The sequence below is a fragment of the Sphingomonas sp. Leaf20 genome, assembly GCF_001421535.1.
GTDB lineage: Bacteria > Pseudomonadota > Alphaproteobacteria > Sphingomonadales > Sphingomonadaceae > Sphingomonas.
The window spans coordinates 946,564-964,942 of record NZ_LMKN01000008.1 but is presented as its reverse complement, the minus strand read 5'-3'; the positions used below and the strand labels follow the sequence as shown (position 1 = coordinate 964,942).

Sequence of the window (18,379 nt, the reverse complement as noted above, 5' to 3'; positions counted from 1 at the left end):
CCTCTCCCCCGCGGGGAGAGGGAGATACACTCAATACTCGGCCAGATCCGAGAACTTCGTGATCGTCGGATCGAACTTCATCCGCACCTTGCCGGTCGCGCCGTGACGCTGCTTGGCGATGATCAGCTCGGCCAGGCCATAGACGCGTTCCATCTCCGCCGCCCATGACGCGTGATCCTCGAAGATCTTCGCGCTGTCGCCTTCGGTCGGGCGTTTGGGCTCCTTCGACGCGACGTAATAATCCTCGCGGTACACGAACCAGACCATGTCGGCGTCCTGCTCGATCGAGCCCGATTCGCGAAGATCCGACAGCATCGGCGTCTTGTCCTCACGCGATTCCACCGCGCGGCTCAGCTGCGACAGCGCGAGCACCGGGACATTCAGATCCTTCGCCAGCGTCTTCAGCCCGCGCGAGATCTCCGAGATTTCCTGGACTCGGTTGCCATCCTTGCTCTTGCCCGACCCCGACAGCAGCTGGAGATAGTCGACCACGACCAGCCCGATCTCGTTGTTGTGGCGACGCTGCAACCGGCGGACGCGTGTGTGCAGCGCGCCGATCGACAGACCGCCGGTATCGTCGATGAACAACGGCAGATTCTCGAGCTCGGCCGCGGCGGCCGCAAGCTGTGCGAACTCGGTACGGCTGATCTTACCCATGCGGAGCGATTCGGAACTGATCTGCGACTGCTCGGCGAGAATACGCGTCGCCAGCTGATCCGCGGACATTTCCAGCGAGAAGAACGCGACCTTCGCCCCCACCGAATCCTTCGGCGCGATCCCGTCGGCCATGTCGCGCATCCAGCGCCGCGCCGCGTTGAACGCGATATTGGTCGCGAGCGACGTCTTGCCCATGCCCGGACGGCCCGCGAGGATCATGAGATCGCTGTGATGCATGCCGCCGATCTTCGCGTTGATCGAATCGATGCCGGTCGTGACGCCCGACAGGTTGCCGCCGGAATTGAGCGCACGCTCGGCCATCTTGACCGCCGCGGTCGTCGCCTGCGCGAACGACTTCACCGAATTCTCCGAGCCGCCATCCGCCGCGACCTTGAACAGCTCTTCTTCGGCCAGTTCGATCTGCGCGCGCGGATTGACCTCTTCGGAGGTGTCCATCGCGCGGTCGACGAGCGTCCGCCCGACCGAAACGAGCGCCCGGAGCATCGCAAGGTCGTAGATCTGCTGTGCGAACTGGCGCGCACCGATCAGCCCGGCGCCGCTGCCGGTCAGCCCGGCAAGATACGCCGGCCCACCCAACTCGCGCATGCCCTCGTCCGCGTCGAACATTGGCCGAAGCGTGACCGGCGTGACCAGCATGTCGTTGCCGCGCAGCGTCTTGATCGCGGCGAAGATCCGCCCGTGGACGGGTTCGAAGAAATGCCCGGGCTCGAGCTTGTCGACCAGATCGTCGGCGAGCCGGTTGTCGATCATCATCGCGCCGAGCATCGCCGCCTCGGCCTCGACGTTGCGGGGAAGCTGCTGCGGCTCGGCCACAGCGGGGACGGGAAATGCGAGAGTTGCCATGCCGCGTAATACGCACTGCGCTGCGCCGCTCCAAGCCGGGTGCGTCAGAATGATGGGGATAAGTGGCGAAGCCGTGACGGCGCGACGTCATGCCCCTGCAGCAGAGAAGTGACAGGCGTAACGACCACCGCTATCGAACGTCGCATGGCCGACCCGCGGATCATCGACGTACAGCTCGACGAGCGCACCATCGCGTGGCGCACCGCGGACATCGAACAGGAGCGGCGGATCGCGATCTTCGACCTGATCGAGGGCAATCACTTCGCGCCGCAACGCCAGCATTCCGACGGCTATGCCGGCCCCTACCGAATCAAGCTCGAGACCGAGGAAGGTCGTCTCGGCATCCATATCCACCGTGAGGACGACACGCATCTTGAGACACTGGTGCTCGCGCTCGGCCGTTTCCGCCGACCGATCAAGGACTATTTCGCGATCTGCGACAGCTATTACCAGGCGATCCGCCAGGCGACGCCTGCCCAGATCGAAACCGTCGACATGGCCAGGCGTGGCATCCACAACGAGGCCGCCGAGCTGCTCAAGGATCGCCTGGCGGGCAAGATCGAGGTCGATTTCGACACCGCGCGCCGGTTGTTCACGCTCATCTGCGTGCTGCACCTGCGCGGTTGAGCAACGCTGATGGCGAATAGCATGTTGAAGATCGCGACGCTGTTGTTCGGCGCCGGCGGGCTCGGGATCGGCGGCTGGGCCTATGCGACCCAGTGGCATCCTGCGGCGGCGCTCTACCCGTTGCAGGGCATCGATCTGGGCGAGAACCCCCCGCCGGTCGAGTGGGGCACGGTGCGCGCGCGCGGGGCCGACTTCGCGTACATCGTCGCGACCTCGGGCAGCGACCGGCGCGATCCCGCGTTCGAAACGAACTGGGCGGCGCTGCCCGAGGCAGGGCTGCGGCGTGGCGCGGTTCACGTCTATTCGCTTTGCCAGCCCGCGGTCGATCAGGCGAACGCGTTCAACACCTTCGTTCCCGCCGCCAAGGATGCGCTTCCGGTCGCGATCGACATCCAGTTCCGCGACGATTGCACCGCACGGCCCGACAAGGCCATGCTCGTGAGCGACCTGACGCGGTTCGTGACGATGGTCGAGACGCACACGGCCAAGCCCGTGCTGCTCCGCATCGGCAAGTCGGTCGAGTCGACCTATGGATTGTCCGCCGCACTGCCACGGCCGATCTGGGCGATGGCCGATATCGTCACGCCCGATTATGCGGCGCAGCCGTGGCGGATGTGGCGTGCAAGCAGCTTTCGCCGCATCGAAGGCATCAAGGGACCGGTGAATTGGGACGTAGTGGCACGATGAGCGAGATATTCGATACCGAGCAAGCAACCCGCCTGATCGCCGCGGCACGCGATGCGGCGCGACATGCACATGCCCCCTATTCGCGGTTCGCGGTGGGGGCGGCCGTGCTGCTCGAAGACGGCAGCATCGTCACCGGCGCGAATGTCGAAAATGCGAGCTACGGACTGTCGCTCTGCGCGGAGACCGTCGCGATCGCGTCGGCAAGCGCGCAGGGCCGGCTGCGCGAGGTCGTGGCGATCGGCGTGATCGGCGGCGCGATGGATGCGGATGGCAGGGCGACCGGGATCGCCCCCGTCAGCCCGTGCGGCCGATGCCGCCAGGTGATCAACGAGGCCGCACAGCTGGGCGGACGCGATCTGCCCGTTCATTGCGGTGCGGCCGAAGGCGATGCGATCCGCAGCTATTCTCTGTCCGACCTGCTGCCCGACGCCTTCGGCCCCGCGGATCTCGGGATCCGCTGACCCCTGTCGGATCAGGTCCGCAGCGGTCGTCGGTCCCCGTCCGCATGCCGCACGATCGCCTCGCACAACCGGTGCGTCTCGACGATATCGGCGGCATCGGTCGCGAGTCCCGTCCGGACCGCGTCGAGAAAGTCCGCGCACATCGCCTCGAACCCGCGTTGGCGCGCGACCGGCGTCCAGTCGCCCCGACGGCGGTGGCGCTCGACGCCGTCGCACTCGATCGAGTCCGACATATTCGCCACCGACACCGTCCGGTTATCGCCGATCACGGTCAGCCGCTCCTCGTCGAGTCCCGAGTCGCGCTGCATCGTCCCCACCGCGTGAAAACCGTCCCCCGCCAGCGTCATCGTCACACCGTGGAGCCGTCGGTCGCGAACGATCGTCTCGATCGTCACGCGCGGCGTCGGGACCGGTGCAAGGAAGCGTAACGTGTCGACGACATGGATGAAGTCGTCGAATACGACGCGGCGTGGCGTGTCGGGCTGCGCGTACCGGTGCTTTTCCATCAGCACGAACGACCGGGCCGTGTCGCGCAGCGCGACATAGCCGGGTGCGTAGCGGCGATTGAAGCCGACACGCAGCAGGCATCCCTCCATCACGGCGAGGTCGACCAGCCGCTCCGCCTCTTCCCACGAGTCGGCGAGCGGCTTGTCGACGAACACCGGGATACTCCGGCGCAACAGCGTTTCGACCATCGCCGGATGCGCTGCCGTCGCGCTGTGGACGAACGCCGCGTCGAAGCCCGTCGTGGCAAGCGCCTCGTCGAGGCTCGAATGCAGCCCCGAGATCCGATACATCGTTCCGAGGCTGGCCAGCGTGGCGGGATCGCGCGTCGCGAGACGGACCTCGAGCCCCGGCGTCGACGCCAGCACGGGGAGATAGGCCTTCCGCGCGATATCGCCCAACCCACATAGCAGTACGCGCATCCCGTCCCCCGTCCCTCGGCGATGGCTCGCCGGCAGGCGCCCTTCTCTATCGTCGGTTTGCGCGCTGTCGAGCTTCCCCCTTGCCGTGGCACGCCATCCGCGCGAAAGCCCCGCGCGAAGGGGAGCTATCATGTCCGTCATGTCCGACCGCTGGATCCGCGAGCGCGCGCTTGGCGACGCGATGATCGAGCCATTCCACGAAGCGCAGCGACGCGACAGCTGCATCAGCTACGGCCTGTCCTCCTATGGCTATGACGCCAGGGTCGCGGACGAGTTCAAGATCTTCACCAATGTCGACAGCGCGATCGTCGATCCGAAGAACTTCGACGCGAACAGCTTCGTCGACCGCAAGACCGACGTCTGCATCATCCCGCCGAACAGCTTCGCACTGGCGCGGACCGTCGAATATTTCCGGATCCCGCGCGACACGCTCGTGATCTGCCTCGGCAAGTCGACTTATGCGCGCTGCGGGATCATCGTCAACGTGACCCCGCTGGAACCCGAATGGGAAGGCCATGTGACGCTCGAATTCTCGAACACCACGCCGCTCCCCGCCAAGATCTATGCGAACGAGGGCGCCTGCCAGTTCCTGTTCCTGCAGGGAAACGAGCCATGCGAGGTGAGCTATGCCGACCGCGCGGGCAAATATATGGGACAGCGCGGCGTGACGCTGCCCCGGCTCTAGTCGCGGGCAGCAACCTACATATCAGGAACGGTGCAAGGCGCGACGGGTAGCGCCCGCGCGCCGAACACCCCCCGCTTGACGCTTGCGGCTTTACCGCGTGGCGAGCTGTACCGACGGCGTGCCGAGCGCACGGCGGGCCAGCTCATGCGACGACACGACCTCGCCCGATGGCATGTCCATCGCGACCGGACGCCGCTCGAGCACCTCGGCGTACAAGGCGCGGGCCGCGGTCGCGCGTCCCGTCTTGCGGTACACCGCGGCCAGATTGAGCATCAGTTCGGGACGATCGGGATAGATCTGCCGCTCTGCGACAATGCTGCGTTCGGCGGTCGCGAGATCGCCCGCCACGATCGCCTGATACCCGTTCTGATCGGCGGCCAATGCCGGAGCCGCGACACCGGCGAGCGCGAGGATCACCAACCCGGAAATGCGCATGACTTCGTCTCCTATCGCCCTTCCTTGCCGGAAGGTTTCACTTTTGTGACACTGGTGTGTCACTTCCGTGACCGAGTCGCAAGACGTGATTCTTACTGCGCAGGACCGAGACGGATGGGCGGTGCGGCATCCCCGGCGGACAAACGAAAAGGGCGGCCCGTGAGGACCGCCCTGGACGTCGTTCCGGAGCTGTCGCGTGACTTAGAAGTCGTTGCGATACTGCTCGTTGCCGATGAAGCCGAGCTTGCTGATCGCCGACCGCTTCACGACGGCCAGCGTGCGATCCACGACTTCATACCGTGCCTGCGGATCAGGCTGGAAGTGAAGTTCGGGCTCGGGGTTCATGCTTGCCGTCTGGTCGAGATACTGACGCAGCGTCACCTCGTCGACCGGCGACCCGTTCCACGCAACCGTGCCCGCGGCATCGATCGAGATCTTGTTCTTCTCGGGGTCGATCGGGTTCTGCGGCGGGTTCGGGCTGTTGACCGGAAGGTCGACCTTGACCGCGTGCGTCTGGATCGGGATCGTGATGATGAACATGATGAGGAGAACGAGCAGGACGTCGATCAACGGCGTCATGTTCATTTCCATCATCGGCGAGCCGTCTTCTTTGCCGCCGCTCATTGCCATATTATGCTACTCCTAAATACGTCCGAGCGACCGTCAGCGTTCGGTGGTGCCGCCGGGGGGCGGCTCGGAGATGAAGCCGACGCGGGCAAAGCCGGCGCGCTGCATCGTATAGATCGTACCGCCGATGCACTTGTACGGCGTGTTCACGTCGCCGCGGATATGCGCCTCGGGCAGTTCCAGACCGGCAGCGTTCACGCCACCCTGACGATCGATCTCCGCCTTCAGCTTGGCCACAGCGCGATCGAGCAGCTCGGTCGACGTGACCGGGGACAGACCCCAATACACCGCACAGCTGCCATCGGCATTGGTGGTCACCGACAGCGAGACGTTCTCGGGCTTGGTAGTCGTCGGGTCGAACTTAACCTCGGGAAGCTTCAGCTGCACTGCCTGGACCGCAACGGTGGTCGTCACCAGGAAGATGATCAGGAGCACGAGCATGACGTCGACCAGCGGCGTCGTATTGATGTCCGATATCGAACTCTCGGTGGAATCGCCACCAACACTCATCGCCATGTGCGAACTATCCTATCCATTTAATCGCCGCCGGAACCGCCGGCGGCAATGAAGCGGGGCCACTGTCGCCAGCAGCCCCGCCTTTTCGCGTCTTAGTTGGCGCGCGGCACGCCACCGGTCTGGCCGGCGGTCGTGGTCGGCGTGACAGGCTTCACAGGAGCAGGCTTGGCACCCGATGCGAGGATCGGACGCACGGCGCCGTTCGAAGCAAGGAAGCCCAGCACGTCGTTCGAGAAGGCCGACAGGTCTTCTGCGATCGACTTGTTGCGGCGCTGCAGCCAGTTGTACGACAGAACGGCAGGAACCGCGACGACCAGACCGAGCGCGGTCATGATCAGTGCTTCACCGACCGGGCCTGCGACCTTGTCGATCGATGCCTGACCCGATGCGCCGATCTTCACGAGCGCGCGGTAGATGCCGATAACCGTACCGAACAGACCGATGAACGGCGAAACCGAACCGACCGTCGCGAGGAAGGCGAGACCGCCACCCAGCTTCGAGTTGATCGCGGCTTCCGAACGCGCCAGCGAACCATGCAGCCAGTCATGCGCCTCGACCGGATCGGTCAGCTTCGAATGCTGCTCCTGAGCGGCCAGGCCGTCGTCGACGATCTGCTTGTAGGCCGAGTTCTTCTCGAGCTTGGCCGAACCCTCGCGCAGGCTGTTCGAGGACCAGAAGGCCTGACGGACGCGCTTGCCCTGGCCGATGATCTTCTGCTGCTCGAACAGCTTCGAGAAGAGGATGTAGAACGACACCACCGACATCAGCACCAGGATGCCGAACACGGTCTGCGAAATCAGACCGCCTTCGCGAAGTGCCGCTTCAAGGCCGTACGGGTTGGCTTCGGCTGCTGCGGGCGCCGCCGCGGCAAGGATAGTGGTGAACATGGTCGGATGATCCTCTTAAGATTCGTTGGTCTGTTGCGCCGAGACGCGGATTAATTTTCCGGCAACGTCCACCGGATACGCTGCGTCGCACTCGATCGCATCGGATTGCCGTTCTGGTCGAGCGCCGGCGAGTAGCGACCACGTCGCGTCATCGCGGCACACGCTGCACGATCGAGAGCAGGCGAGCCGCTCGACGTCGTGACGGTGCAATTCTCGACGCGACCCTGGGCGTTAATATCCCAGCGCATCGCGACCGCGCCCTGCTCACCCGCACGGATGGCGCTTGGCGGATAGTCGTCGACGCTGACCCACGAAGCCGGGTTGCCCTTCGCGCCGGCAGCCTTGCTGACGGCCGGAGGTGCAGGCGGTGCCGGTGGCGACGGCGGCGCGGGAGGCGCCGGCGGAGCGGTTGGCTGGCTCAGCGGGATGATGTTCGACGTCGTGATCGCAGGCGCAGGCGACGGCGTCACCACGACCGGCGGCGGCACCACGACAGTGGTGGGCGGCGGCGGCAGGTTCGGCTGGTCAGGCGGCGGCGGCGGGGGCTCGTCCGGCGGAGGAGGCGGCGGTGGCGGCTCCACGTCGAACGTGTTTAACTTTTCGGTGGCCTTTTTCACGTACTGGTACGCGAGGCCGGTGACGAAAGCATAGCCCAAGGCAGCGTGAATCAGCGCGACGATGATGATCGCGACGATTTTGCCTGAGGACATCTTCTGGTCAACATAGGCCATTCAGCAACGACACTCCCTTATTCTGTCTGCCTTCACGCGGTCGCGCATGGGGGCAGGCGCAACGCAAACGTGTGCCGTGAAGCAAAATTCCACGCGGCAGTGCCTAATGTCTATCGCCACGTCCTGCGACACGCAAACGCTTTGTCAGACGCAACAAACGTACAAGCGCTCGATGGCAGATTTATTTCTGTAACGTTCATCCGCCATCGCGTAGCCAAGGGCGATGACCCTGACCCGCCACATTCCGTCGATCCTTACTATTTCGGCTCTGTTTGCAACGACGTCCGTGCCCTGGCAGCAGGTCGGCGCGCAAACCCCGCCACAGGCGTCGGCCCCCGCCCTGACGGTGCCCGGTCCCGTGTCGGGACAGGATGCCAGCCCCAGCCCGGCGTCACCCCCCGAGGCGAGACCCGGCCCGGCGACCGACGGCGTCACGACCATGACGCCCGAAGAGCTCGATCGGCAGTGGAATGCCGGATCGACGGGCGATTCGGGCGCCGCACCTGTCCCGATCCGGGGCGACGGCGCTTCCGTTTCGTCGCAAGCCGGCGACGCCGGCGCCGGCTATGCGGATCTGGCCGACCTGATTCTCGGCGCGCCGGTGATCGCCGACGGCGTGATTCGCTCGACGACGCGGATCAAGGGCGCGGAGGCTGCGGGCGTGGCACCGGGCCAGACGCGCTTCTATGTCGAGCTCGACGTCACCGCGCTGATCCGCGGCAGCAACGGCGTGGCGCCGCGGATCGGCTATCTGCTGGATGTCGCGCCGGATGCAAACGGGCGCCTGCCCAAGCTGAAGCGTGCGCGCGTGCTCGTGTTCGCGCGTCCGGTCGCGGGTACGCCGACGCAGGTCCAGCTGGCCGGCCGCACCGCGCAGCGCGACTGGACCCCGGAGCTCGACACGCGCGTGCGCGCGATAACAAAGGCGATCCTCGCGAATGACGCGCCGCCTGTGATCACGGGGACGGGCAACGCGTTCCATGTCCCCGGGGCGCTGCCGGGCGAAGGCGAGACGCAGATATTCCTGACGACCGCCGACCAGCGCCCCGTCTCGCTGTCGATCCTGCGCCGTCCGGGCGAGCAGCCCCGCTGGGCGGTGGCGCTGAGCGAGATCGTCGACGAGGCGGCAGGGCCCCCGGCGCGCGGCACCCTGCTCTGGTACCGGCTCGCCTGCGGCCTGCCGCCGGTATTGCCCGACCGCAGCACCGCGTCGCTCGCGCCTTCGGATGCGCAGATCGCGCGCGACGACTACCGGTTCGTGATCGCCGCGCTTGGTTCGTGCGGCCGCGCGCCGAGCTGAGCTAGCGCAGTTCGAGAACCTGCCCGGTCGTCGACCGCGCATTGTCGAGAAACGCGACCGCGCTCGCGACGACATCGGGCGTGGTCGTCGCGCCGGGCGCGACGGCGTTGATGCGCACCCCCGGCGCATGTTCGACGGCGAGCGGCCCGACGGCCGCGCGCGACAGCGCCGCCGCGAGCGGATCCGCACCGGGCGCGATCACGACCACGATCGACTCCGCGCCATCGGCGGCGGCGTCGCGCACCAGCGTCGCGATGTCCCCGCCGGGTGCAAGCGTCAGGATCACGCGGTCAGCGCCGATGGCGGACCAGCGTGATGCCGATCGCCTCGCCTGCCTCCGCGATCGCCAGCTTCACGATCTTGACGACGACCCGCTGGACACGCGCGTCCTGCAGGAACAGCGTCTCGCAGATATGATCGGCGACCGCCTCGATGAGCGTGAAATGCACCCCCTCGGGAAGCGCGGTCGTCGCCGCATGCTTGAGATCGAGATAGTTCTTCGACGCCGACAGCGGCGTATCGGGGTCGAACCGGCTCGGGCACGTCAGGTCGACGGTAAGCGAAATGCGCAGCGGTTGCGGCAGGTGCGTCTCCTCCGAATAAATTCCGGTGAGCACCTGCACTTCCATGTCGTGCACTTCGAGCTGAAGACTGTCTTGCATCGGCGCGCTCTAGCAGAGCCGTTACTGGAGGGAAGCCCGTGCGCCATCGTCGCGCGCGATCGGTTCCGCTTGCGTTCGACGCCGCCCTGCGTAAAGCGCGCGGCCCCGGACGCGCTCCCGTACCGGCGCTGGAGACACCGGTGATCGAGATCATCCCCCTGCACGACGTATCGGCCGATGCCGTCGAAGCGCTGCTCGACGAGGCGTTCGGCGCCGATCGCCATCGCCGCACGGCCTATGTGATCCGCGGGTCCGCGACGGCGATCGCGTCGCTAAGCTTCGCGGCGATCGAGGAGGGCACGCTTGTCGGGTCGATCCAGTGCTGGCCGATCGCGCTTGTCACCGCGGCCGGACAGCTGCCGCTGGTGATGGTCGGCCCGGTCGCGGTCGCGCCCGGCCACCAGGGCAGCGGCGTCGGACGGACGTTGATGGGGAGCGCTCTGGCGGCCGCGGAGGCGACCGGCCTTGGCGACGCGATGATGCTGATCGGCGATCCCGACTATTATGGCCGGTTCTTCGACTTCAGCGCGGAGCGTACCACCGCCTGGGACGCCCCGGGTCCGGTCGAGCGCCACCGCCTCCTGGCGCGGGGACCCAGGGTTCCCGACATGCCCGGCCTGCTGGCGCCGCGCGCGCGGATCGACGCCTGACGCGCTCGGGCGAAGCGGATATTGAAGCGAGGCGGGACCGTTTTGGTACATATCAAGCGTCATCAATCACCCCGCTTTGACCGTACCAAGGCTTTACGACAGGCCCGCCGCTCCTTACCTCGCGCCAATGCCCATGGATCCGCTTCCCGACCTGTCCTCGTTGAGCCTCGCCGAGATCGCGCGGCTAGCCGACGAGCAGAAACTGCCGCCCGTCGACAAATGGAACCCCAGCCACTGCGGCGATAGCGAGATGCGCATCGCCCGCGACGGCACCTGGTATCACCAGGGCACGCCGATCGGCCGCGAAGCGATGGTCCGGCTGTTCTCGACGATCCTGCGGCGCGAGGCCGACGGCAAGTACGTCCTGGTGACCCCCGTCGAGAAGCTGGACATCGTCGTCGAGGACGTCCCCTTCGTCGCCGTAGAAGTAAAGGCGGATGGCGCGGGCACGTCGTCGCGGCTCACCTTCCGTCTCAATACCGGCGATCTCGTGACTGCGGGCGAGCGGCATCCGCTGCGGTTCGTCGAGGATGCCGACGGGCCCCGGCCCTATCTGATGGTGCGGGGCGGCATGGAGGCGCTGGTGGCGCGGTCGGTCTATTACGAGCTCGCCGAGCGTGCGATTGCCAGCGACGACCAGCCCGTCGGACTGTGGAGCGATGGCATGTTCTTCGCGCTGCAGCCCGGTACCACGCAGGATCCGCCGGAAGACATCGCTGCGTGAGCCTGGCCGATCGACTGCACGCCGCACTCTCGCGCGACGTGGCGCCCGGTGTTGTTCTGCTCAGCGGCGATCATCCGGACGTCGAGACATCCCCGGACGTACCGGCCTGGCCCGCGGCGGTGCTCGTCGCGATCACCGAGCGGCGCGAGCCCGGCGTCATCCTGACGCAGCGGACCGAGACGCTGCGCAAGCATGCCGGTCAGATCGCCTTTCCCGGCGGACGCGTCGATGCCGGCGAGGACGTCGTCACCGCAGCCTTGCGTGAAGCCGAGGAGGAAATCGCCCTCTCACGCGACCATGTGACGGTCATCGGGCAGGCGGACGGCTATCGCACCGTGACGGGGTTCCAGGTCACGCCGGTGATCGGGGTGGTCCCCCCCGACCTTCTGCTCCAGCCAAGCGAGGCCGAGGTGGCGAGCGTGTTCGAGGTCCCGCTGGCGTTTCTGCTCGATCCGGACAACCACGTGGCGGCACAGGTCGAATGGCAGGGACGGATGCGGCACTATTACGAGATCCTGTGGCACGACCGTCGCATCTGGGGCGCAACCGCCGCGATGATCGTCAACCTTGCACGGCGGCTGCAATGGGCGTGACCCTGCCACACGCGGCGTGGCGGACGCGCCCGGGGCTCGAGGCGCTCACCGCGGTGCTTGGCGGCGGCGCGGACTCGCGGTTCGTCGGTGGCGCGGTCCGCGACACGCTGCTCGGCGTCGCCCCTGCCGCCCCCGACGCACTCGATGTCGACATCGCGACTCGCCATTCGCCGCAGGAGGTGCTCGACCGGCTTGCCGACGCGCGGATCAAGGCGGTCCCCACGGGGCTGGCGCATGGCACGATCACCGCGGTCACCGAGGGCGGACCGGTCGAGATCACGACGCTGCGACGCGATGTCGCGACCGACGGCCGCCATGCGACGATCGCCTATACCGATGACTGGCGCGAGGACGCCGCACGCCGCGACTTCACGATGAACGCGCTCTACGCCGACCCGGCGAGCGGCGAGATCTTCGACTATTTCGGCGGTCTCGACGACCTGACCGCTGGGCGCGTGCGCTTCATCGGCGATCCGCGGCAGCGTATCGCGGAGGATCACCTGCGCATCCTGCGGTTCTTCCGCTTTCACGCGCGGTTCGGGACTGAGGCCGACGCGGCCGGGCTCGAAGCCTGTACCGAGCGTGCGAACGACCTCATGGCGTTGTCGCGCGAACGGATCGCCGCCGAGCTGCTCAAACTGCTGGTCGCGCGGCGTGCGGTATCGGTAACGGGGCTCATGGTCGAACGCGGCATCTGGCGTGCGGTGTTGCCCGAGATCGATGCGGACGGCGTTGCCCGGCTCGCCGCGCTGGCCGAGCGGGAGCACGCAGCGGATATCCCGCCCGATCCGATCCGTCGCCTCGCCACGCTGATCCCGACCGCGGACGGCGATAGCGTGGCCGCGCGGCTCAAGCTGTCGAACACCAATCGCAAGCGCGTCGTCGCCGCGACGCAGGGTCCTGGCGACGAGGGGCCGCGTGCGCTTGCCTATCGCTGCGGCGTCGCGGGCGCGGTCGACCGGTTGCTGATTGCGGGCGACGATATCGCTCCGATCGCCGACTGGACGCCGCCCGCCTTCCCGATCAGCGGCGGTGCGCTTGTCGAACGCGGGTTGCGCAAGGGTCCCGACGTCGCGGCGATGCGCCGGCATATCGAGACGCAGTGGATCGTCGAGGGTTTTCCCGATGCGGCGCGGGTCGATGCGATCGCCGATTTGGCGGTCCGCGACGCGCTTGCCGAACCGCGCGCTATTTCAGGCTGATCGATGCAAAGGCCGCGTCCGCTTCGAGCGGCCGCGCGAAGACATAGCCCTGCCCATAGGTGCAGCCCAGCGCGCCGAGCGTCTGCGCGAGTTCGTTGGTCTCGATTCCCTCGGCGGTGGTCTTCATGTTGAGCGCCTGCGCGAGGCTCAGGATCGCGCGCACGATCGACACCTTGTCGCGGTCGGCGAGCATGCCGGTCACGAAGCTGCGATCGATCTTCAGAATGTCGATCGGCAGCTTCTGCAGATAGGCGAGGTTCGAATAGCCGGTGCCGAAATCGTCCATAGCGAGCGTCGTGCCGAGATCCTTCAGCGCATGCATCGCGGTCGCGATGCCATCCGGATCGGTGACGATCGCGCTCTCGGTCAGCTCGAGCGTGAACCGGTCGCCGGTCAGCCCGGACCGGCGCAACGCGGCTTCGACCACCGGTGCGATCGCGTCGCGCTGCAGCTGGATCGCCGAGAGGTTGACCGCGACGCGGACACCGCATGATCCGCCCGCGGCGGCGTCCCATGCCGACAGCGTCCGCGCGGCCGCATCGATCGCCCAGCGGCCGAGCGGCACGATCAGCCCGCATTCCTCGGCAACCGGAATGAACTTGGACGGCGGCACCTCGCAGCCATCGTCGTCGGTCCAGCGCGCAAGCGCCTCGAACGCGACGATCCGCTGCGTCGCCAGATCGCAGATCGGCTGAAACGCGAGCCGGAGCCGGTCGTTCTCGATCGCACGCCGCAACGCGGTCTCGAGCCCGAACTGTTCGCGCGCGATCGTGAATTCCTGGCGCTTGTACGTCTCCGAGCGCCCCGTGAGCTTGCCGCGCTTGACCGCGAATTGCGCGTTGCGGATCAGCTCGGCGATGTCGCCCGGCTCGTCCCGGCCATAGGCGATGCCGATCGAGCATTCGACGCGGATCTCGTAGTCGGTCAGCCGGAACGGTGCGACCAGCGTCCGCTGGATCCGTTCGGCCAGCCGGTGCGCCTCGTCGGGGTTTTCGTCGATCGTCATCAGGACCGCGAATTGATCCCCGCCGATCCGCGCCAGTGTGTCGCACGCGCGCAGCGCCCCCTTGATGCGACGCGCGACGGTGATCAGCATCTCGTCACCCGCGAGCGATCCCAGACATGCGTTCAACCGGCCGAACCGTTCGAGATCGATCGCCAGCACCGCATGCGAGTCGCGATGCTCGATCCCCTCGACCAGATTCTCGAACCCCTCGCGGTTCGGAAGCCCGGTCAGGCTGTCGGTCGTCATCTCGCGCTGCATGCTGCGCTCGGTCTGGATTCGCGATGTCTGGTCGATGAAGCTGATCGTGCACCGGTCATGGACGTGCGGCCCGCTCCGCGCGATCGTCACCCGGTAGAAGCGGCAGTCGATCGCTTCGCCCAGCGACCAATCGAAGTCCGTCCGCGTCTGCGCCGACCGGATGAAGGCCGTGATCCTGGGCGTCAGATCGGCCAGCATCGGCGAGCGGCCCGGCACGACGCCAAGCCCCGCCAGACGATAGGCGCGGTTCATCGCATAGAAATCGAGTCGCCCCGAATCCAGCGTCACCTGGACCATCGGGATCGGGATGAGTTCAAGCCCTCGCGCGACCAGCTCGGCCGGGACGATCGGTGGCGCTTCGGCGTCGTGGAGGACCGATTCCATGCCCCCTCGTACCCAAGCTTCGTTAATACGGCATAAAATTTACAAAAGACCCGCAGTGACTGGAACTGCAACCGGTTGGCAATGTTCTGGCCGCGGACGCCGGTCTATCGCCGCCTAGCTCTAGCCAAACCGGTTATCGCGCGGGAACCCGGTCGGTGGCATCCGCCCCGCCGCGCCGCGCGCGGTACGCCACGGTCCCAGATCCGCCTCGGTCCGCGTCCGCTTGGTCTCGCCGCCCATCGCCCAGCTCAGCCCGTTGGCGAACACGAAGGTGATCGCATCCGCCAGTCCGCCGTCGCGATAGCGTTGCAGCTGCACCCCCTGCCCGCGGCTCATCTCGACCAGCTCGTTGATCGGAAACACCAGCAATTTCCGGTTATCGCCGATCGCCGCGACATAATCGTCCGCAGGATCGACCGGACGGACCAGCTTGACCTTCTCGCCGATTCGCGGCGTCATCACCGTCTTGCCCTTGCGCGTCTCGGCGATCACGTCCGCCGCGGTCGCGATGAACGCGCGGCCATCGGTCGCGGCCACCATCAGCTTGGCCTGCCGCGCCGCCGGCAACAACGCGACGATCCCGACGCTGCCGTCGAGATCGATCATCGCGCGCACCGGCTCGCCGAAGCCGCGCCCGCCCGGCAGCTTGTCCGCCGCCAGCGTGAAGAACCGCCCATTCTCGGCCGCCAGCAACAATTTGTCCGTCGTCTGCGCGTGAAAGGCGAAGGCGGGGCCGTCGCCCTCCTTGAACTTCAGCGCCTCGGGACTCGCCAGGTCGTTATGGCCGCGCATCGCCCGGATCCAGCCGCGCTGCGACAGGATGACGGTGATCGGCTCCCGCTCGATCATCGCCTCGAGCGGGATGTCGCGCGTCGGCGCGGCCTCCTCGATCGTCGTCCGCCGCTTGCCGAGCAGCGTCTCGGCGCCATAGCGGTCGCGGATCTTGCGCAGGTCCGCCTTCATCCGCTTCTTCTGCAGCTTCGGGTCCGCGAGCAACGCGGTCAGCGACGCCTGTTCCTTGTCGAGCTTGTCGCGCTCGGTCTTGATCTCGAACTCTTCGAGCCGCCGCAGCGATCGCAGCCGCATGTTGAGGATCGCCTCCGCCTGACGATCGGTCAGGTTGAACTCGGCGATCATCACCTTTTTCGGCTCGTCCTCGGTGCGGATGATCTCGATCACGCGGTCGAGATTGAGATAGGCGACCAGATAACCGTCGAGCAGCTCGATCCGGTCGGCGATCTTCTCCAGCCGGTGCTGCGTCCGCCGCGTCAGCACGACGAACTGATGCTCGACCCACGCCGCCAGCGCCTCGCGCAGCGACATCACGCGCGGCGTGCGATCCTTGTCGAGCACGTTGAGGTTGAGGCTCACCCGTGTCTCGAGATCGGTCAGCCGGAACAGCCCGTCCATCAGCACCTGCGGATCGACGGTGCGGCTGCGCGGTTCGAGCACGATGCGGATCTCGGCGTCCGATTCGTCGCGCACGTCCGCCAGAATCGGCAGGCGCTTGGCGTTGATCAGGTCGGCGATCTGTTCGATCAGCTTGCCCTTCTGCACGCCATACGGGATTTCGGACACGATCAGCGTCCACATGCCCCCCTTTTCGCGCTCGATGCTCCAGCGCGCGCGCACCCGGAACCCGCCGCGCCCGGTGGCATAGGATTCGCGGATCACCGCGGGGGGATCGACGACCAGCCCGCCGGTCGGAAAGTCCGGCCCTGTCACATGCGCCAGGATCGCGTCATTGTCGGCATCGGGCTGATCGACCAGCAGGATCGCCGCCTCGATCAGTTCGGCGGCATTGTGCGGCGGGATGCTCGTCGCCATCCCGACCGCGATTCCGCTCGCACCGTTCGCGAGCAGATTGGGGAACATGCCGGGGAACAGCTCGGGCTCCTCGTCCTCGCCATTGTAGGTCGGGCGAAGATTGGCCGCATCCTCGTCGAGCCCGTCCATCAGGTCGACCGCGACCTGCGTCAGCCGTGCCTCGGTATAGCGGTAGGCGGCGGCGTTATCCCCGTCGATATTGCCGAAATTGCCCTGACCGTCGACGAGCGGGTAGCGCAGCGAGAAGGTCTGCGCGAGCCGGACCATCGCGTCATATACCGACTGGTCGCCATGCGGATGATATTTGCCGATCACGTCGCCGACGACGCGCGCGCATTTCTTGTAGCCCTGGCTCGGATCGAGTTTCAGCAGCCGCATCGCCCACAGCAGCCGCCGGTGCACCGGCTTCATCCCGTCGCGCACATCGGGGAGCGACCGCGCGGTGATCGTCGAGAGCGCATAGACGAGGTACCGCTCGCTCAGCGCGCTGTCGAAGGGGGCGTCGACGATGGAGTCGAAGGGATCTTTGAAATCGGTGACCATAGATTGATGTGGGATAGCAAGCGCCGCGCGAAGGTTCCACTGTTGTTCTCAACACCCCGAACAGGGTCAAAACGCCTACCCTGATCCGCCCCCGTCCCCGTCATCCTGACGAAAGTCAGGATCCAGAGCCAGGCCCCCAACCCATCTTGCACCAACCCGCAACGTTCGCCACCGTCCCGCTACGACCGCCCCGTACCCGCCGCCCAATCCTGGAAAGGCCCCGCAACACCGTGATCCGCCTTGCCTTTCTCGCGCTGGCCGCCATCTCCTCCCCGGTGACCGCAGAACCGCCCGCGCCCAGGCTCCTGACCTGGCCCGACCTCGTCAAACGCCCGAAGCCCAGCCCCGACGCGACCATCGCCTATGGCCCCGACCAGATGCAGAAGGTCGATGTCTGGCGACCAGCGGGCAAGGGCCCCTTCCCCGTCGTCGTGATGGTGCATGGCGGGTGCTGGACGACGAGCATCGCCGATCGCAGCCTGATGAACTGGGTCGCCGACGATCTGCGCAAGGACGGCATCGCGGTCTGGAACATCGACTATCGCGGCGTCGACCGCGCCGGCGGCGGTTATCCCGGCACGTTCGAGGACGCGGCGAAGGCGACCGACGCGCTGAGCGCCAACGCGGCGACGTTCGACCTCGACACGCGCCGCATCGTTGCGATCGGCCATTCCGCAGGCGGCCATCTCGCGCTCTGGCTCGCCGCGCGCGCGAAGCTCGCCCCGACCAGCCCGCTCTACACCCGCGCGCCGCTGCGCATCGACCATGCGATCAGCCTCGGCGGCCTTCCCGATCTCGAGGCGACGGCGGCCACCCCCGCCAATGGCTGCGGCACCGAGGTGGTCACCAAGCTCGTCGGCAAACCCAGCCCGGCCCGCGCGGACGTCTACGCCGACACCTCGGTCCCGCGCCTCCTCCCGCTCGGCATCGCGCAGGACCTGGTCAACGGCCGCGAGGACCGGATCATCCCCTTCCCCTTCGCCACCGACTATGTCGCCAAGGCAAGAACCGCCGGCGACACCGCGGTCCTCCACACGATCCCGGCGACCGGCCATGTCGAACTCGTCGCGCCCGAGAAGCCCGCCTGGGCCGAAGCGAAGCGACTGATCGCGGCCGCCCTGAAATGA

21 protein-coding genes are annotated in these 18,379 nt (G+C 66.8%); 10 read left to right on the top strand and 11 right to left on the bottom strand.

What is annotated here, in order from left to right:
* Window positions 1–30: 30 nt before the first annotated feature.
* Complete coding sequence (locus ASE72_RS12715; protein WP_056021608.1) at window positions 31–1,521, bottom strand: replicative DNA helicase; 1,491 nt, start codon at window positions 1,519–1,521, stop codon at window positions 31–33.
* Window positions 1,522–1,665: 144 nt separating this feature from the next.
* Here ASE72_RS12715 and ASE72_RS12710 point away from each other — a divergent pair, with 144 nt between their 5' ends.
* The 3 genes from ASE72_RS12710 to ASE72_RS12700 are packed head-to-tail and all read left to right on the top strand — an operon-like array spanning window position 1,666 to window position 3,296.
* Window positions 1,666–2,148: a UPF0262 family protein gene (locus ASE72_RS12710; protein ID WP_056021605.1), complete on the top strand. Its 483-nt coding sequence runs from the start codon at window positions 1,666–1,668 to the stop codon at window positions 2,146–2,148.
* Window positions 2,149–2,169: 21 nt separating this feature from the next.
* Window positions 2,170–2,835, top strand: coding sequence for a glycoside hydrolase family 25 protein (locus tag ASE72_RS12705; RefSeq protein WP_200916247.1), 666 nt, complete (start codon window positions 2,170–2,172; stop codon window positions 2,833–2,835).
* Window positions 2,832–3,296, top strand: coding sequence for a cytidine deaminase (locus ASE72_RS12700; RefSeq protein WP_156350422.1), 465 nt, complete (start codon window positions 2,832–2,834; stop codon window positions 3,294–3,296). The genes ASE72_RS12705 and ASE72_RS12700 overlap by 4 nt, the downstream gene beginning before the upstream one ends.
* Window positions 3,297–3,307: 11 nt before the next feature.
* Here the strand turns inward: ASE72_RS12700 and ASE72_RS12695 are convergent, their stop codons facing one another.
* Window positions 3,308–4,222: a Gfo/Idh/MocA family protein gene (locus tag ASE72_RS12695; RefSeq protein WP_056021599.1), complete on the bottom strand. Its 915-nt coding sequence runs from the start codon at window positions 4,220–4,222 to the stop codon at window positions 3,308–3,310.
* Between the two features lie 130 nt (window positions 4,223–4,352).
* On the opposite strand from ASE72_RS12695, the gene dcd reads away from it, so the two are divergent.
* A complete protein-coding gene (dcd, locus tag ASE72_RS12690; RefSeq protein ID WP_056021596.1) occupies window positions 4,353–4,907 on the top strand; it encodes a dCTP deaminase in 555 nt (184 codons plus the stop codon).
* Between the two features lie 90 nt (window positions 4,908–4,997).
* On the opposite strand, the gene ASE72_RS12685 is transcribed toward dcd, so the two are convergent.
* The 5 genes from ASE72_RS12685 to ASE72_RS12665 form a co-directional block, all read right to left on the bottom strand.
* Window positions 4,998–5,342 carry a tetratricopeptide repeat protein gene (locus ASE72_RS12685; protein WP_056021593.1) on the bottom strand — a complete coding sequence of 115 codons (345 nt, stop codon included), beginning with the start codon at window positions 5,340–5,342 and terminating at the stop codon, window positions 4,998–5,000.
* Window positions 5,343–5,543: 201 nt separating this feature from the next.
* The gene (locus ASE72_RS12680) at window positions 5,544–5,972 is read right to left on the bottom strand and encodes an ExbD/TolR family protein (RefSeq protein ID WP_056021590.1); all 429 of its coding nucleotides are present in this window, start codon (window positions 5,970–5,972) and stop codon (window positions 5,544–5,546) included.
* Between the two features lie 33 nt (window positions 5,973–6,005).
* Window positions 6,006–6,485 (bottom strand): ExbD/TolR family protein, encoded by a 480-nt coding sequence (locus ASE72_RS12675; RefSeq protein ID WP_056021586.1) that lies wholly within the window; start codon window positions 6,483–6,485, stop codon window positions 6,006–6,008.
* Window positions 6,486–6,577: 92 nt separating this feature from the next.
* Window positions 6,578–7,372: a MotA/TolQ/ExbB proton channel family protein gene (locus ASE72_RS12670; RefSeq protein ID WP_056021583.1), complete on the bottom strand. Its 795-nt coding sequence runs from the start codon at window positions 7,370–7,372 to the stop codon at window positions 6,578–6,580.
* Window positions 7,373–7,422: 50 nt separating this feature from the next.
* Window positions 7,423–8,103: an energy transducer TonB gene (locus ASE72_RS12665; RefSeq protein WP_056021581.1), complete on the bottom strand. Its 681-nt coding sequence runs from the start codon at window positions 8,101–8,103 to the stop codon at window positions 7,423–7,425.
* 223 nt (window positions 8,104–8,326) lie between these two features.
* On the opposite strand from ASE72_RS12665, the gene ASE72_RS12655 reads away from it, so the two are divergent.
* Window positions 8,327–9,403: a hypothetical protein gene (locus ASE72_RS12655; RefSeq protein WP_235532342.1), complete on the top strand. Its 1,077-nt coding sequence runs from the start codon at window positions 8,327–8,329 to the stop codon at window positions 9,401–9,403.
* A 1-nt stretch (window position 9,404) separates the two neighbouring features.
* On the opposite strand, the gene ASE72_RS12650 is transcribed toward ASE72_RS12655, so the two are convergent.
* Both ASE72_RS12650 and ASE72_RS12645 read right to left on the bottom strand, forming a co-directional pair.
* Window positions 9,405–9,689 carry a Rossmann fold domain-containing protein gene (locus ASE72_RS12650; protein WP_056021577.1) on the bottom strand — a complete coding sequence of 95 codons (285 nt, stop codon included), beginning with the start codon at window positions 9,687–9,689 and terminating at the stop codon, window positions 9,405–9,407.
* A 4-nt stretch (window positions 9,690–9,693) separates the two neighbouring features.
* Window positions 9,694–10,065, bottom strand: a complete 372-nt coding sequence (locus tag ASE72_RS12645; RefSeq protein WP_056021574.1) for a dihydroneopterin aldolase — start codon at window positions 10,063–10,065, stop codon at window positions 9,694–9,696.
* A 140-nt stretch (window positions 10,066–10,205) separates the two neighbouring features.
* On the opposite strand from ASE72_RS12645, the gene ASE72_RS12640 reads away from it, so the two are divergent.
* From ASE72_RS12640 to ASE72_RS12625, 4 genes are all read left to right on the top strand, one after another.
* Window positions 10,206–10,715 carry a GNAT family N-acetyltransferase gene (locus tag ASE72_RS12640; RefSeq protein WP_056022325.1) on the top strand — a complete coding sequence of 170 codons (510 nt, stop codon included), beginning with the start codon at window positions 10,206–10,208 and terminating at the stop codon, window positions 10,713–10,715.
* Window positions 10,716–10,842: 127 nt separating this feature from the next.
* Window positions 10,843–11,439, top strand: a complete 597-nt coding sequence (locus tag ASE72_RS12635) for a DUF1285 domain-containing protein (RefSeq protein WP_056021571.1) — start codon at window positions 10,843–10,845, stop codon at window positions 11,437–11,439.
* Window positions 11,436–12,032, top strand: coding sequence for a CoA pyrophosphatase (locus ASE72_RS12630; protein ID WP_056021566.1), 597 nt, complete (start codon window positions 11,436–11,438; stop codon window positions 12,030–12,032). The genes ASE72_RS12635 and ASE72_RS12630 overlap by 4 nt, the downstream gene beginning before the upstream one ends.
* Window positions 12,023–13,234: a CCA tRNA nucleotidyltransferase gene (locus tag ASE72_RS12625; protein WP_056021564.1), complete on the top strand. Its 1,212-nt coding sequence runs from the start codon at window positions 12,023–12,025 to the stop codon at window positions 13,232–13,234. Before ASE72_RS12630 ends, ASE72_RS12625 begins: the two co-directional genes overlap by 10 nt.
* On the opposite strand, the gene ASE72_RS12620 is transcribed toward ASE72_RS12625, so the two are convergent.
* A complete protein-coding gene (locus ASE72_RS12620; RefSeq protein WP_082445971.1) occupies window positions 13,221–14,882 on the bottom strand; it encodes a putative bifunctional diguanylate cyclase/phosphodiesterase in 1,662 nt (553 codons plus the stop codon). The genes ASE72_RS12625 and ASE72_RS12620 overlap by 14 nt on opposite strands.
* Before the next feature lie 120 nt (window positions 14,883–15,002).
* The gene (gene parC / locus ASE72_RS12615) at window positions 15,003–17,252 is read right to left on the bottom strand and encodes a DNA topoisomerase IV subunit A (RefSeq protein ID WP_056021558.1); all 2,250 of its coding nucleotides are present in this window, start codon (window positions 17,250–17,252) and stop codon (window positions 15,003–15,005) included.
* A 230-nt stretch (window positions 17,253–17,482) separates the two neighbouring features.
* On the opposite strand from parC, the gene ASE72_RS12610 reads away from it, so the two are divergent.
* A complete protein-coding gene (locus tag ASE72_RS12610; protein ID WP_200916245.1) occupies window positions 17,483–18,379 on the top strand; it encodes an alpha/beta hydrolase in 897 nt (298 codons plus the stop codon).

Bases quoted from the DNA above. Each gene is read 5' to 3' on its own strand.
- ASE72_RS12710 (WP_056021605.1), top strand. From the start codon at position 1,666: ATGGCCGACCCGCGGATCATCGACGTACAGCTCGACGAGCGCACCATC.
- ASE72_RS12705 (WP_200916247.1), top strand. From the start codon at position 2,170: ATGTTGAAGATCGCGACGCTGTTGTTCGGCGCCGGCGGGCTCGGGATC.
- ASE72_RS12645 (WP_056021574.1), bottom strand. From the start codon at position 10,065: ATGCAAGACAGTCTTCAGCTCGAAGTGCACGACATGGAAGTGCAGGTG.
- ASE72_RS12680 (WP_056021590.1), bottom strand. From the start codon at position 5,972: ATGGCAATGAGCGGCGGCAAAGAAGACGGCTCGCCGATGATGGAAATG.
- ASE72_RS12700 (WP_156350422.1), top strand. From the start codon at position 2,832: ATGAGCGAGATATTCGATACCGAGCAAGCAACCCGCCTGATCGCCGCG.
- parC (WP_056021558.1), bottom strand. From the start codon at position 17,252: ATGGTCACCGATTTCAAAGATCCCTTCGACTCCATCGTCGACGCCCCC.
- ASE72_RS12665 (WP_056021581.1), bottom strand. From the start codon at position 8,103: ATGGCCTATGTTGACCAGAAGATGTCCTCAGGCAAAATCGTCGCGATC.
- ASE72_RS12715 (WP_056021608.1), bottom strand. From the start codon at position 1,521: ATGGCAACTCTCGCATTTCCCGTCCCCGCTGTGGCCGAGCCGCAGCAG.
- ASE72_RS12635 (WP_056021571.1), top strand. From the start codon at position 10,843: ATGCCCATGGATCCGCTTCCCGACCTGTCCTCGTTGAGCCTCGCCGAG.
- ASE72_RS12670 (WP_056021583.1), bottom strand. From the start codon at position 7,372: ATGTTCACCACTATCCTTGCCGCGGCGGCGCCCGCAGCAGCCGAAGCC.
- ASE72_RS12620 (WP_082445971.1), bottom strand. From the start codon at position 14,882: ATGGAATCGGTCCTCCACGACGCCGAAGCGCCACCGATCGTCCCGGCC.
- ASE72_RS12625 (WP_056021564.1), top strand. From the start codon at position 12,023: ATGGGCGTGACCCTGCCACACGCGGCGTGGCGGACGCGCCCGGGGCTC.
- ASE72_RS12675 (WP_056021586.1), bottom strand. From the start codon at position 6,485: ATGGCGATGAGTGTTGGTGGCGATTCCACCGAGAGTTCGATATCGGAC.
- ASE72_RS12695 (WP_056021599.1), bottom strand. From the start codon at position 4,222: ATGCGCGTACTGCTATGTGGGTTGGGCGATATCGCGCGGAAGGCCTAT.
- dcd (WP_056021596.1), top strand. From the start codon at position 4,353: ATGTCCGTCATGTCCGACCGCTGGATCCGCGAGCGCGCGCTTGGCGAC.
- ASE72_RS12655 (WP_235532342.1), top strand. From the start codon at position 8,327: ATGACCCTGACCCGCCACATTCCGTCGATCCTTACTATTTCGGCTCTG.
- ASE72_RS12685 (WP_056021593.1), bottom strand. From the start codon at position 5,342: ATGCGCATTTCCGGGTTGGTGATCCTCGCGCTCGCCGGTGTCGCGGCT.